11 protein-coding genes are annotated in these 13,261 nt (G+C 73.2%); 5 read left to right on the top strand and 6 right to left on the bottom strand.

What is annotated here, in order from left to right; all coding sequences use genetic code 11:
* Window positions 1-146: 146 nt before the first annotated feature.
* On the bottom strand, window positions 147-437 hold the full coding sequence (locus tag OC439_RS04190; protein WP_262012282.1) for a hypothetical protein: 291 nt from the start codon (window positions 435-437) through the stop codon (window positions 147-149).
* 313 nt (window positions 438-750) lie between these two features.
* Between OC439_RS04190 and OC439_RS04185 the strand changes: the two genes are divergently transcribed.
* Window positions 751-1,398, top strand: coding sequence for a hypothetical protein (locus tag OC439_RS04185; RefSeq protein ID WP_262012281.1), 648 nt, complete (start codon window positions 751-753; stop codon window positions 1,396-1,398).
* Window positions 1,399-1,798: 400 nt separating this feature from the next.
* Window positions 1,799-3,058 carry an Nramp family divalent metal transporter gene (locus OC439_RS04180; RefSeq protein ID WP_262012280.1) on the top strand — a complete coding sequence of 420 codons (1,260 nt, stop codon included), beginning with the start codon at window positions 1,799-1,801 and terminating at the stop codon, window positions 3,056-3,058.
* 54 nt (window positions 3,059-3,112) lie between these two features.
* Here OC439_RS04180 and OC439_RS04175 read toward each other — a convergent pair whose 3' ends face one another.
* The 4 genes from OC439_RS04175 to OC439_RS04160 form a co-directional block, all read right to left on the bottom strand.
* A complete protein-coding gene (locus OC439_RS04175) occupies window positions 3,113-4,057 on the bottom strand; it encodes an ABC transporter substrate-binding protein (protein ID WP_262012279.1) in 945 nt (314 codons plus the stop codon).
* A gap of 32 nt (window positions 4,058-4,089) precedes the next feature.
* Window positions 4,090-4,962 carry an ABC transporter ATP-binding protein gene (locus OC439_RS04170; RefSeq protein WP_262012278.1) on the bottom strand — a complete coding sequence of 291 codons (873 nt, stop codon included), beginning with the start codon at window positions 4,960-4,962 and terminating at the stop codon, window positions 4,090-4,092.
* Window positions 4,959-5,993, bottom strand: coding sequence for a FecCD family ABC transporter permease (locus OC439_RS04165; protein ID WP_262012277.1), 1,035 nt, complete (start codon window positions 5,991-5,993; stop codon window positions 4,959-4,961). Before OC439_RS04165 ends, OC439_RS04170 begins: the two co-directional genes overlap by 4 nt.
* A gap of 107 nt (window positions 5,994-6,100) precedes the next feature.
* The gene (locus tag OC439_RS04160; protein WP_262012276.1) at window positions 6,101-7,147 is read right to left on the bottom strand and encodes a FecCD family ABC transporter permease; all 1,047 of its coding nucleotides are present in this window, start codon (window positions 7,145-7,147) and stop codon (window positions 6,101-6,103) included.
* A 106-nt stretch (window positions 7,148-7,253) separates the two neighbouring features.
* Here OC439_RS04160 and OC439_RS04155 point away from each other — a divergent pair, with 106 nt between their 5' ends.
* Both OC439_RS04155 and OC439_RS04150 read left to right on the top strand, forming a co-directional pair.
* Window positions 7,254-8,186, top strand: coding sequence for a MerR family transcriptional regulator (locus tag OC439_RS04155; RefSeq protein ID WP_262012275.1), 933 nt, complete (start codon window positions 7,254-7,256; stop codon window positions 8,184-8,186).
* Window positions 8,187-8,190: 4 nt separating this feature from the next.
* Entirely contained in the window at window positions 8,191-8,550 is a 360-nt protein-coding gene (locus OC439_RS04150; RefSeq protein ID WP_262012274.1) for a YciI family protein, read from the top strand.
* Window positions 8,551-8,585: 35 nt separating this feature from the next.
* Here the strand turns inward: OC439_RS04150 and OC439_RS04145 are convergent, their stop codons facing one another.
* On the bottom strand, window positions 8,586-9,053 hold the full coding sequence (locus OC439_RS04145; RefSeq protein WP_262012273.1) for a cytidine deaminase family protein: 468 nt from the start codon (window positions 9,051-9,053) through the stop codon (window positions 8,586-8,588).
* Window positions 9,054-9,199: 146 nt separating this feature from the next.
* Here OC439_RS04145 and hrpA point away from each other — a divergent pair, with 146 nt between their 5' ends.
* The gene (gene hrpA / locus OC439_RS04140; protein ID WP_262012272.1) at window positions 9,200-13,195 is read left to right on the top strand and encodes an ATP-dependent RNA helicase HrpA; all 3,996 of its coding nucleotides are present in this window, start codon (window positions 9,200-9,202) and stop codon (window positions 13,193-13,195) included.
* Window positions 13,196-13,261 lie beyond the last annotated feature (66 nt).

Here is a 13,261-nt window from a genome sequence, read left to right as displayed (position 1 = left end):
TATAGGGCCTTCGCTGGTCCGCCAATGTCCCGGCGCACGCGGGCTCCAGGACGGTGCGGGTGATCCCCGCAAGGAGGCCACCCGGGCCGACCAACGAGACTCCGTCGGCCTTGGCCCGCTCGAACAGCTGCTGCGCGAACTCCACCTCAGCCGCCCGTCGGTTCAGGAAGCTTGTCTGCCATGACGTGGTCCTCCTTGGACAGGATCGACGTCCTGTCCAGGAAGGACCAGGTCACACGGAAATCTACGCAGTCCCGATTGACCGCCGTGCGCGCGGCGAACAACTGGCGCTGGATCGTCGCCAACTCACCGGGAGTAACAGCCAACTGATCCGCCTTCCCTCCAAGAGTTCCGCCACGGGCGACGGCAAGAGCGACATCCCCGACGTAGCCAGCCGGCGTCAACCCGGCCACTGTCGCCGCGCGGATGATCTCCACGTACTCCTCTGGACGGAACCGGGGGTGAACCCTACGGCTACGGCCACCTGTATGCGGCCGATGACGGCCAGCACGCAGAGGATCGGGCTCTTCATCTGAAGTCACCAAGGGACCATAGGCCGCCAGAGGCGAGGTAGGACAGACACAATGTGCCACTTGGCCCGGACGCTCGTGCCATCAGGTTTGCCAGGTGTCCCCGACTGTGCCAGATACCCCCGGACAGGACAAGAACCTCCGCCGAACCCCTGGGCGATGTCAGACCTGTCGATTAGAATGTATGTACTAATCGAGCTGCTGACCTGGGAGGATGCTCGTGACTGCGCCCACCTCCGCGACCCCTGTCACCCCCTACGCCACCCTCCTCGGATTCACCCGGTACGTCGACCGCACCGGCCCCACCAAGGCCACCTTCGTCGGCGGGCTGCGCCGGCAACGGGCCAGCCGGCACGGGTTCAACCCGCACGGCCAGTTCGTCAAGGCGCTCAAGGCCGACGTCGCCTTCCACACCGGTGGCACGCACCTGGCGCAGGTCGCCGACCTGGTCAAGCCGCGCTGGCGGCCGCTCTACGAGACGCTCGTGCCGGGCGCGACCCGCTGGCTGCACTCGCTGGGCGAGCCGGCCGGTGTCGACCTGGCGCAGACCCGCGACGCCCTCGCGATGCTGGGTGATCTGCCCGTGAAGATCAACCCACAGTTCGGCGTCCGGTACGCCGACGGCCGGGCCGAGGCGATCCGGCTGCACTTCGACGAGGCGCCGCCGAGTGAGGAGGCCACCCTCGCCACGCTGCACCTGATGGCCCGGCACATGGACGCGGTGCTGCCGCACGCCGAGCCGGTCCTGGTCGACGTACGGCGCGGCGAGGCGCACCGGATGCCCGCCGACGTCAAGCCCGAGCAGATCGAGCAGTGGCTCGCCGGTGAGGCGGCCGCCTTCCGGGCCATCTGGTCCACCGCCGCCTGACCGAGCGATCCGCTCCGGCTCACCGCCGCCCCCCACCGAACGGCCGTCCCGCTCCCGGGACGGCCGTTCGGCGTGCTGCGCTCGGGGCGACCGGTCGGGCCGGAGGTGCCGCCGCAGCAGGGCGGCGGTCGTCACCGCCCGGGCGACCGCCACCGCGAGCCGGGCGGCACCGCCCCTGATGTGCGCTTTCTTCTCCAGGCTCAGGTTAGAGGCATATGTGGGGTAATAGTCGGGAACACCCCGGCATGGCCGGGGACTCCATGACCTCGTCGCGCTGGTCCCGTTCGCGGACGCGCTGGAGCGCAACCCGGCGGCGGCTCGGCACGAACCCGCCTGACTCCGCCTCGTCCCCGCCGTCCGTCGTCCCGTTCCGCCGCCCGTCGTCCGTCGAGGAGCACCAGTGGTAACGAACGACTCGCCTGTCGTACCCCCGCTACGGACCGCCCGCGCCCCGCGCCCGGTCCGCGGTCGTCTCATCCTGCTCGGGCCCGCGTTCGTGGCGGCGGTCGCCTACGTCGACCCCGGCAACTTCGCCACCAACTCCACGGCCGGGGCCCGGTACGGGTACCTGCTGGTCTGGGTGGTGGTGGCGGCGAACCTGGCCGCCATGCTGGTGCAGACGCTCACCGCGAAGCTCGGCCTGGCCACCGGGCGCAGCCTGCCCGAGCTGTGCCGGGAGCACCTGCCCCGGCCGCTCAACCGGGTCATGTGGGCGCAGGCCGAACTGGTCGCCATGGCCACCGACCTGGCCGAGGTGATCGGCGGGGCGGTCGCGCTGTACCTGCTGTTCGGCGTCCCGCTGCTCCCCGGCGGCCTGATCATCGGCGCCGCCTCGTTCGCCGTCCTGGCGCTGCGCGCCAGGGGCTTCCGGACGTTCGAGGTCGCCATCGCCGTGCTGCTCGGCGTGATCGTGCTGGCGTTCGCGGTCAACCTGGTCAGCGCGCAACCGGACGTGTCCGACGCCGCGGCCGGGTTGCTGCCCCGGATGCAGGGCACCGACAGCATGCTGCTCGCCGCCGGCATCCTCGGCGCGACGGTGATGCCGCACGTCATCTACGTGCACTCGGCGCTGACCCCGAACCGCCTGCCCGCCGAGGGCGAGACGCAGCGGCGGGTGATCGCCAGGGGCCTGCGGATCGACGTGCTGATCGCGCTGGGCATCGCCGGCGCGGTCAACCTGGCCATGCTGCTGGTCGCCGCGAGCAGCTTCCACGGCACGTCGATCCCCGGCACCGACACCCTCGAAGGCGTGCACACCGGGCTCGCCGCCACGCTCGGCACGGCGGCGGCGGTCGGCTTCGCGGTCGCCCTGCTCCTGTCCGGGCTCGCCTCCACGAGCGTCGGCACGTACGCCGGCGAGATCATCATGCAGGGCTTCCTGCGCCGCCGGATCCCGCTGCTGGTTCGCCGGATGATCACGCTGCTGCCCGCGCTGGCGGTGCTCGCGATCGGCGTCGACCCGACCCGCGCGCTGGTGCTGTCCCAGGTGGTGCTGAGCTTCGGCATCCCGTTCGCGCTGATCCCGGTGGTGATGTTCACGCGCCGCCGGGACCTGATGGGCAGCCTGGTCAACCGCCGGGCCACCACCGCCTCGGCGGTGGCGATCACCGCGTTCGTGGTGGCGCTCAACGCGTTCCTGCTCTGGCAGTTGGCGGCCTGAGACACATCCGCGCCCGTCCGGCCGGTGGGCTGGACGGGCGCGGGTGATCAGGGCTCAGGCGGCCAGGTACTTCTCCAGGTCGTCCAGGATCTTGTTGGCGGCGCCCACGCCGATGCCGGTCATCCAGATCTCGTCGGAGACCACGTGCGCCTTGCCGGCCTTGACCGCGGACAGGCCCTTCCACAGCGTGCCGCCGGTGACCTTCGCCTGCTCGGCGGCGGCCTTCTCGCCGTACGCGGTCACGAACACCACGTCGCCGTCGGCCTCGGCGATGCGCTCCGGGCTGACCCGGTCCATCCGCTTGTCCTCCTTGCCGGCGAGCATCTGCCGCTCCGGGCGGCCCAGGCCGGTGTCGCCGACGACGATGCCGGAGAACGAATCAGGGCCGTACAGGCGGATCTCGGTCGGCATGAAGCGCACGATGGAGACCTTGCGGGACGAGGCGTCGCCGAGCTTCGCGCCGAAGTCCTTGGCCCGCTTCTCGTACTCGGCCAGCAGGTCCTTGGCCTGCTGCTCCTTGCCCAGTGCCGTGCCGTCGAGGAGGAAGTTCTCCTTCCAGGTGATGCCCACCTTCTCGGTGAACACGGTCGGGGCGATCTTGGACAGCTCGTCGTAGAACTTCTCCTGGCGGAACTTGCTGCCGAGGATCAGGTCCGGGTTGAGCGCGTTGATCGCCTCCAGGTCCGGCTCGGTGAGCACGCCGACCTCGGTGATGCCGGCGAGCTTGTCCGCGCCGAAGTAGGTGGGCCAGCTCTTCGCCTCACCGGCGGTCGCCGCGCCGACCGGGGTGACGCCCAGCGACAGCGCGGTGTCGATCTTGTCGGTGTCGAGCACGACCACGCGCTTGGGCTCGGCGGGCACCTTCGTGGTGCCCATGGCGTGGGTGATCTCCCGGGTCTCCCCGGTGCCGGTGCCGGCGACGGGGTCGCTCTCCCCGCATGCGGTGAGGCCGACGCCGAGAGCGAGGGCGGCGGTGAGTGCGACGGCGAGACGACGCATCAGGTTCCTTTCGGTGGTGCGGGTCGGCGCGCTCAGGCGTCGCCGACGGGGGCGCCGGCCGGGGCCGGCGTGACGGCCGGAGCGGCCGAGGTCTGTGTGTGGAGGGCCTGGGTGGGAGTGCCCTGGGTGAGGGCCGGCACCACGAGCGGGGCGCCGCTGACCGGGCACGGCACGACCACGCAGTCCAGCCCGAACACGTCGCGGACCAGATCGGCGGTGAGGATCTCGCGCGGCTCGCCGGCGGCCACCACCGCGCCGTCGCGCATGGCGATCAGGTGGTCGGCGTACCGGGCCGCCTGGTTGAGGTCGTGCAGCACGGCCACCACGGTCCGGCCCCGCTGGGCGCGCAGCCGGTGCAGCAGGTCCAGCACCTCGACCTGGTGGGCCAGGTCGAGGAACGTGGTCGGCTCGTCCAGCAGCAGCGCGTCGGTGTCCTGGGCCAGCGTCATGGCGATCCACACCCGCTGGCGCTGCCCGCCGGAGAGCGTGTCCACCGGGCGGTCGGCGAGCGCGCTGACGTCGGCAAGCCGCATGGCCTCCTCGACCGCCCGCCCGTCCTCGGCCGACCACTGCCGCCACCAGCGCTGGTAGGGCTGCCGGCCGCGCCCGACCAGGTCGGCCACGGTGATCCCCTCCGGCACCAGCGGGCTCTGCGGCAGGACGCCGAGCCGCCGGGCCACGTCCCGGGTCGGCAGGTCCCGGATCGCCGCGCCGTCGAGCAGCACCGCGCCGCGCCGGGGCGTGAGCAGCCGGGCCATGGTGCGCAGCAGCGTCGACTTGCCGCAGGCGTTCGGGCCGACGATCACGGTGAACGTGTCGGCCGGCAGGTCGAGGTCGAGCCCGTCCAGCACGGTGCGGCCCTCGTAGCCGACGACCAGGTCGCGGGTGGACAGCAGCGCGGTCACGACCGCCTCCCTCGGGTACGCAGCAGCACGAAGATCAGGTACGGCCCGCCGATCGCCGCGGTCAGTACGCCGGCCGGCAGTTGGGTCGGCGCCAGCAGCCGGCGGGCGCCGAGGTCGGCGAGGACCAGCAGCAACGCGCCCAGCAGCGCGGCGCACAGCAGCGGCGGGCGCTCGGCGCGGACCAGCCGCCGGGCCACCTGCGGGGCCACCAGCGCCACGAAGTCGACGGCGCCGACCTGGGCGGTGGCCATGGCGGCGGCCAGCACACCGGTGCCGGCCAGCCCCATGCGCCGGGCCACCGGCCGCAGGCCGATCCCCCGCGCGGTGTCGTCGTCGAGCGCGCTGCTGCGCAGCGCCCACCCGGCCCAGAGCAGCACCGGCAGCAGTACGGCGAGCATGCCGGCGATCCACGCCGCCTCGCTCCACCCCTTGCCGGCGAGCGTGCCGATCAGCCAGATCTGCGCACGCAGCCCGTCGATCGGATCGGCGGTGAGCATGACCACCTCGATCAGCGCCCGGAACGCGAACGCCACCGCCACACCGGCGAGCACGAACCGTTGAGCCGCCAGGCCGTGCCGGGCGCCGAGCGCGAACACCACCAACGCGGCGGCCAGGCCACCGAGCAGCGCCGCCGGCGCCACCAGCACCGCCGCCGCGCCGCTGGTCAGCGCGATCGTCGCGGCCAGCCCGGCGCCCTGGGTGACACCGATGACGTCGGGGCTCGCGAGCGGGTTGCGGGCCACGCTCTGGATCAGCGTGCCGGCCACGCCGAAGGCCGCACCCGCCACCGCCGCGAGGACCGCGCGAGGCAGTCGCAGGTCGCGCACCACGAGGTCGTACGGCGTACCCGCGCCGGAGAGCGACCGCACCACGTCCACCGGGGCGACGTACGGCGTACCCAGCGACAGACTGACCACCACCGCCGCGCACAGCAGTACGAACAGCACCACCGCCACGACAACCGGCCGCCACCGGAACGGCACCACCACCGCCCCGGCCCGCAGCACTCCACGCCCCCGCGGCCGTCGCACCCCTCGCCGTTGATCTTGCACTTCGGGCCCCTCGGGTGCCCGGAATGCCCCTTCCGCCCGGGCAGCAAGTGCAAGATCGCGGGAGCCGGGGGTGGGGGTGGGGGTGGTCATGTCGTCACCGTCTTGGCTCGGTGGACCAGGAAGGCCAGGAGCGGGGCGCCGAGCAGGGCCGTGATGATGCCGGCCGGGATCTCGCCGGGCGGGGCGACGAGGCGGCCGGCCACGTCGGCGGTGAGCAGCAGCGCCGGACCGAGCAGCGCGGCGACCAGCAGTGTCCACCGCTGGTCCGCGCCGACGAGCGCCCGGGCCAGGTGCGGCACCGCCAGCCCGACGAAGGCGATCGGCCCGGCGGCGGCCACCGCCGCACCGGTGAGCAGCACGCCACCGGCCCCGGCGGCGAGCCGGACCAGGGCGACCCGGTGCCCCAGCCCTCGGGCCACGTCGTCGCCGAGGGCGAGCGCGTCCAGGCCGCGGGCGGCGAGCGCGGCCAGCAGCACCCCGGCCACCACGAACGGCAGCACCTGCCCGGCCACGCCGACGCCCCGGCCGGTCAGCCCGCCGACCACCCAGAAGCGGTACTCCTCGAACGTGCGGGCGTCGATGCTGAGCAGCGCGTACACGATGGCGCCGAGACCGGCGTCGAGGGCCGCGCCGACGAGCGCGAGGGTGACCGGGCTGGCGCCCTCGCGGGTGCGGTTGGCGATGGCGAACACGAGCAGCCCGGCGAGCAGCGCGCCGGCGATGCCGAACCAGACGTACCCGGCGAGCGTGCCCACCCCGAACACGGCGATGGCCAGCACCACGCCGAACGACGCGCCGGCGCTGACGCCGAGGATGCGCGGCTCGGCCAGCGGGTTGCGGGTGACCGCCTGGAACAGCACCCCGGCCAGCGCCAGCGCCAGGCCGACGACGAGCCCGAGGGCGGTACGCGGCAGCCGCAGTTCCCGGACCACTGTGGTGGCGTCGCCGCCGTCCGGGGACACCAGCGCGTGCCACACCTGGTCGACGGGGAGATGACGGCTGCCGAGCGCAAGGCTGGCCAGCAGCGCCAGCAGGAGCAGGAGCGCCGCCGCCACGGTGACCGCGACGCGGCGGACGGTGCCGCGGCGGACGGGAGTCCCGGCCCGCGCGGGCCGGACGGCGACGGTGGTCACGAGGGGGCTTCGCCTTCCGATTAGGTGCGCCTTACCTTAGCTGACCTGGTAAGGCGTACCTAAGCGGGTTGCGCCTCCACCAGGGGGAGGCACGATGGTGGATGCCATGGACGGTGCGGAGCGCTACTCGATCGGTGACCTGGCCCGGCGGACCGGGCTGCCGGTCAAGACCATCCGGTTCTGGTCCGACCGCGGCATCGTGCCGCCCACCGACCGGGGACCGGCCGGCCACCGCCGCTACGACGCGGCCGCGGTGGCCCGGCTCGACCTGGTACGGACGTTGCGCGAGCTGGGCGTGGACCTGCCCACAGTGCGCCGGGTGGTGGCGCGGGAGGTCACCCTGGGCGAGGTTGCCTCGGCGCACGCGGACGCGCTGACCGCGCAGATCCGCCTGCTGCGGACGCGTCGCGCGGTGCTGACAGTGGTCGCCCGGCGCGGGGCCGGCCCGTCCGAGGCCGACCTGCTGCACCGGCTGGCCGGACTGGCCGCGCGGGAACGACGGCGGCTGGTCGACGAGTTCCTCGACGCGGCGTTCGGCGGCCTGACCGATCCGGGGTTCGCGGGCATCCGCCGGTCGCTCACGCCGGAGCTGCCGGACGATCCGGACGACTGTCAGATCGAGGCGTGGGTGGAGCTGGCCGAGCTGACCCTGGACCCGGGATTCCGGGCCGGGCTGCGCCGGCTGGCCGAGCAGCACGCGGCGGACCGGGACGGCGCCGAGGGCGTACGCCGGGACGTGGTCGCCGTGGTCCGGGAGGAGGTGGCCCCGGCGCTCGCCGACGGCGTCGAGCCGGCCTCGCCCGACGCGGATCCGATCCTGGCCCGGGCGGCGACCCGGTACGCGCGGCTCTGCGGCCGGCCGGACGACGCCGACCTGCGCCGGCGGATGCTGGACCGGTTGCGGATCGCGAGCGACCCTCGCCGGGAGCGGTACCTGGAGCTGCTCGCCGTGGTCAACGGCTGGCCGCCGGCCGAGAGCCTGGCGCCGGTGCTGGACTGGTCGATCCGGGCACTGCGCGCCCGGCAGCACCTAGCCTGAGGGCATGCGATTCGACAGGCACACGGTGGTGCTCCTGGTCCGCCCGGACGACGCGCCGGACCTGCCGCAGGACGCCCTCGACCGGATCCAGGACGCCCACCTGGCCCACCAGGCCGGGCTGGTGGAGCAGGGCGCGGTGCTCGCGGCGGGCCCGTTCCTCGACGGCGACGACGGGCGCGTCCGCGGTTTCGTGGTGCTGTCGGTGGACCCGCAGATGGCCCGCGAGCTGTACGCGAACGACCCGGCGGTCCGCGCGGGCCGGCTCGTCGCGCGGGTCAGCAGCTGGATGGTGCCGGAGGGTCAGGTCCGCTTCGAGCAGGTGCCGGTCCCCCGCTCGATGCTGGAGGCGGCCGCCGGCGACTGAGCGTCGCGGCTCAGCGCGCCGGACCGGAGCGCCGGTCAGTCCTCCGCGGCCTGCCGGACACCCGGCACCACCGGGGTCGGCCACAGCGGGGCACGCGGCCCGGCCGGCACCTCGACCTGCTGGTCGGACCAGACGTACGTCTCGGGCAGCAGGTCGGCGATCGGGACCGCGCGCAGCCCGTCGGGCGGGCCGACGATCACCTTGATCGACGGGAAGTAGTCGAGCAGCACCTGGCGGCAGCGCCCGCACGGCGGGATGACCCCCCGGCCCCGGTCCCCCACCGCGACGATGGCCTCCAGCTCGCCCGCGCCCTGGGTCGCGGCGGCGCCGAGGGCCACCACCTCGGCGCACGGGCCGCCGGTGAAGTGGTAGACGTTCACCCCGCTGAACACCCGGCCGTCGGTGCTGCGTACGGCGGCGGCGACGGTGTGGTTGTCGCTGCGGCAGCGCAGCTTCGCCACGGCGGTGGCGGCCTGCACGAGCGCCCGGTCGGTGTCCCGCATGATCATCCCCGCCCCTCGTCGGCCTCGTCCGTCGGCCTCGTCGGCGGCAACTTTATCCGGCGGGGACGGCCGCACCAGGGAGGGCACGCCCAGCGCCGGTAACCCGGGGGCGGTCCGCCGCGCGGCTGCCTATCCTTGGCGACGACATGCAGAATCCAGCCGTACCCGCCGCCCCCGAGACCGCCCGCGACCTGCACCGCCGCCTCGCCCCCCTGATGTTCCGCGACCAGCGCCGGATCCAGCGGCGGCTCGACGGCGTGCGCAAGCTGCGCGACCCGCAGCGGCGGGAGGCGGCGCTGGCCGAGATCGCGGCCGAGGTGACAAGGGCCGAGGCGCGGCTGGAGTCCCGCCGCGCGGCCGTCCCGGCGATCACCTACCCGCCGCAGTTGCCGGTCAGCGAACGCTCCGACGACATCGCCGCCGCGATCCGCGACCACCAGGTGGTGATCGTGGCCGGCGAGACCGGCTCCGGGAAGACCACCCAGCTGCCCAAGATCTGCCTGGAGCTGGGGCGCGGCATCACCGGTCTGATCGGGCACACCCAGCCCCGCCGGCTGGCGGCCCGGACGGTCGCCGACCGGATCGCCGACGAACTCGGCACCGAGCTGGGCGACGTGGTCGGCTACAAGGTGCGCTTCACCGATCAGGTGGGCGACAACAGCCTGGTCAAGCTGATGACCGACGGCATCCTGCTGGCCGAGTTGCAGACCGACCGGATGCTGCGGCAGTACGACACGCTGATCATCGACGAGGCACACGAGCGCAGCCTCAACATCGACTTCATCCTGGGGTATCTCAGGCAGCTCCTGCCCCGCCGGCCCGACCTCAAGGTGGTCATCACCTCGGCGACCATCGAGACCGACCGGTTCGCGAAGCACTTCGCGGACGCCGAGGGCAACCCGGCGCCGGTGGTCGAGGTGTCCGGGCGCACCTACCCGGTGGAGGTCCGCTACCGGCCGCTGGTCGAGGTCACCGAGGCCGAGGAGGAGGACGAGGCCGACGAGGAGAACGTCCGGGACCAGATCCAGGCCATCGGCGACGCGGTCGAGGAACTGGCCGCCGAGGGGCCCGGCGACATCCTGGTGTTCCTCAGCGGCGAGCGGGAGATCCGGGACACCGCCGACGCGCTGGGCAAGCTGGTCCAGAAGAAGCGGTCGCTGCTCGGCACCGAGATCCTGCCGCTGTACGCCCGGCTCTCCACCGCCGAGCAGCACCGGGTCTTCGCCGCGCACAGCAACCGCCGGGTGGTGCTGGCCACGAACGTCGCGGAGACCTCGCTGACGGTGCCCGGCATCAAGTACGTGGTGGACCCGGGCACCGCCCGGATCTCCCGCTACTCCAGCCGCCTCAAGGTGCAGCGGCTGCCGATCGAGCCGGTCTCGCAGGCCAGCGCCAACCAGCGCAAGGGCCGCTGCGGGCGTACCTCCGACGGCATCTGCATCCGCCTCTACGACGAGCAGGACTTCGACTCCCGCCCCGAGTTCACCGACCCGGAGATCCTGCGGACCAACCTGGCCTCGGTCATCCTCCAGATGACAGCGATCGGGCTCGGCGACATCGCGGCGTTCCCGTTCATCGACCCGCCGGACCGGCGCAACGTCACCGACGGCGTGAACCTGCTGCACGAGCTGGGCGCGCTCGACCCGGCCGAGACCGACCCGGCGAAGCGGCTCACCGCGCTGGGCCGGCGGCTGGCCCAGCTCCCGGTCGACCCCCGGCTGGCCCGGATGGTCCTCGAGGGCGAGCGCAACGGCTGCGCCACCGAGGTAGTGGTGATCGCCGCCGCGCTGTCCATCCAGGATCCGCGCGAACGTCCAGCCGACAAGCAGGCCCAGGCCGACCAGGCACACGCCCGGTTCGCCGACTCCGAGTCGGACTTCGTCGCGTACCTGAACCTGTGGCGCTACCTGCGGGAGAAGCAGCGGGAGCTGTCGTCCAGCGCGTTCCGCCGGATGTGCAAGGCCGAATACCTCAACTACCTTCGCGTACGCGAATGGCAGGACATCGTCAGCCAGTTGCGCCAGGTCCTGCGGACCTCGGACAAGGGTGAGGGCCGGCGCGGCGCCGGCGCCGACCTGCCGGAGGAGATCGACACCCCGAAGGTGCACCAGTCGCTGCTGCCCGGCCTGCTGTCGCACCTCGGCCTCAAGGACGCGCAGAAACACGAATACCTCGGCGCGCGGGGCGCGAAGTTCGCGATCTTCCCCGGGTCGGCGCTGTTCAAGAAGCCGCCGCGCTGGGTGATGGCGGCGGAGCTGGTGGAGACGTCCCGGCTGTGGGGGCGGGTGGCCGGCCGGGTCGAGCCGGAGTGGGTCGAGCCGCTGGCGCAGCACCTGGTCAAGCGCAGCTACAGCGAGCCGCACTGGGAGAAGAAGCAGGCCGCGGTGATGGCCTACGAGAAGGTCACGCTGTACGGCATCCCGATCGTCACCTCCCGCAAGGTGAACTTCGGGCGGATCGACGCAGGTCTGAGCCGGGAGCTGTTCATCAGGCACGCCCTGGTCGAGGGTGACTGGCAGACCCACCACCAGTTCTGGCGGGACAACCAGAAGCTGCTGACCGAGATCGAGGAGCTGGAGAACCGGGCCCGGCGCCGCGACATCCTGGTCGACGACGAGACCATCTTCGCCTTCTACGACCAGCGGATCCCCGCCGACGTGGTCTCCGGCCGGCATTTCGACTCCTGGTGGAAGAAGACCCGCCGGGAGCGGCCCGACCTGCTCACGTTCACCCGCGAGCTGCTCGTCAACGACGGCCGGGGCGGGGTGGACGAGGAGGACTTCCCGGACGAGTGGCGGGCCGACGGCGTGACGCTGCCGCTGACGTACACGTTCGACCCGACCGTGCCCACCGACGGCGTGACTGTGGACATCCCGCTGCCGCTGCTCAACCAGGTGCCGGCGGAGAGCTTCGACTGGCAGGTGCCGGGGCTGCGCGAGGAGCTGGTGATCGCGCTGATCCGGTCGCTGCCCAAGCCGGTACGGCGCAACTTCGTGCCGGTGCCCGACTACGCCCGCGCCGCGCTGGCCGCGATCACGCCGGGCGAGGAGCCGCTGCTGGTCGCGCTGACCCGGCAGCTGCGCCGGATGACCGGGGTGACGGTTCCGGCCGACGCGTGGGACCTGGGCCGGCTGCCGCCGCACCTGCGGGTCACGTTCCGGGTGCTCGGCGACGACGACAAGCCGGTCGCCGAGGGCAAGGACCTGCCGGCGCTGCAGCGCGAGCTGCGCCAGGAGGTACGCCAGGTCGTGGCCGCCGCCGCGCCGGACGTGGCCCGGACCGGGCTGACCGAGTGGTCGATCGGCGCGCTGCCGCGCAGCATCGAGCAGGTACGCGCCGGCTTCGCGGTGACCGCGTACCCGGCGCTGGTGGACGAGGGCGCGACGGTCGGGGTGAAGGTGTTCGACTCCGCCGCCGAGCAGGAGGCCGCGCACTGGGCGGGCACCCGGCGGCTGCTGCGGCTGACGATGCCGTCACCGGCGAAGTTCCTCCAGGGGCGGCTGAGCAACGAGGCGAAACTGGCGCTGTCCCGCAACCCGCACGGCAGCGTGCCGGAGCTGATCGAGGACGCGGCCGGCGCGGCGATCGACAAGCTGATCGGCGACGCGGGCGGTCCCGCCTGGGACGCCGAGGGCTTCGCCGCGCTGCGCGACCGGGTCCGTGCCGACCTGGTGGACACCGTCGTCGAGGTGATGGAGCGGGTACGCCGGGTGCTCGCGTCCGCGTACGCGGTGGAGCAGCGGCTCGGCGCCACCCGCAACCTCGCCGTGGTGGCCGCGCTGGCCGACATCCGCAACCAGCTCACCGGCCTGGTGCACAGGGGTTTCATCACCGAGACGGGGTACGCGCGCCTGCCCGACGTGCTGCGCTACCTGACCGCGATCGAGCGGCGGCTGGACCGGTTGCCGGGCAACCCGCAGCGCGACAAACAGCAGCAGGACCGCGTCGCCGTGGTGCAGAAGGAGTACCAGGACATGCTGGCCGCGCTGCCCCCGCCGAGGCGCGCGACCCCGGCGGCCCGCCAGATCCGCTGGATGATCGAGGAGCTGCGGGTGAACGTCTTCGCCCAGGCCCTGGGAACCCCTTACCCCGTGTCCGAGCAGCGCATCTACCGAGCCATGGACGACGCCGAGTCCCGCTGACCCGGCGCCCTCGCCGATCTTGCACTTGGTGCCCCCGCGCCGGGGCTTTCGCACCTTTCGCCGGGG

It is taken from the genome of Micromonospora sp. Mcm103, assembly GCF_024519755.1.
Taxonomy (GTDB): domain Bacteria; phylum Actinomycetota; class Actinomycetes; order Mycobacteriales; family Micromonosporaceae; genus Micromonospora; species Micromonospora aurantiaca.
The sequence above is the reverse complement of the archived record's forward strand: the minus strand, read 5'-3'. Positions and strand labels throughout refer to the sequence as shown.

Bases quoted from the DNA above. Each gene is read 5' to 3' on its own strand.
- OC439_RS04150 (WP_262012274.1), top strand. From the start codon at position 8,191: ATGCGATTCGACAGGCACACGGTGGTGCTCCTGGTCCGCCCGGACGAC.
- OC439_RS04155 (WP_262012275.1), top strand. From the start codon at position 7,254: ATGGACGGTGCGGAGCGCTACTCGATCGGTGACCTGGCCCGGCGGACC.
- hrpA (WP_262012272.1), top strand. From the start codon at position 9,200: ATGCAGAATCCAGCCGTACCCGCCGCCCCCGAGACCGCCCGCGACCTG.
- OC439_RS04175 (WP_262012279.1), bottom strand. From the start codon at position 4,057: ATGCGTCGTCTCGCCGTCGCACTCACCGCCGCCCTCGCTCTCGGCGTC.
- OC439_RS04145 (WP_262012273.1), bottom strand. From the start codon at position 9,053: ATGCGGGACACCGACCGGGCGCTCGTGCAGGCCGCCACCGCCGTGGCG.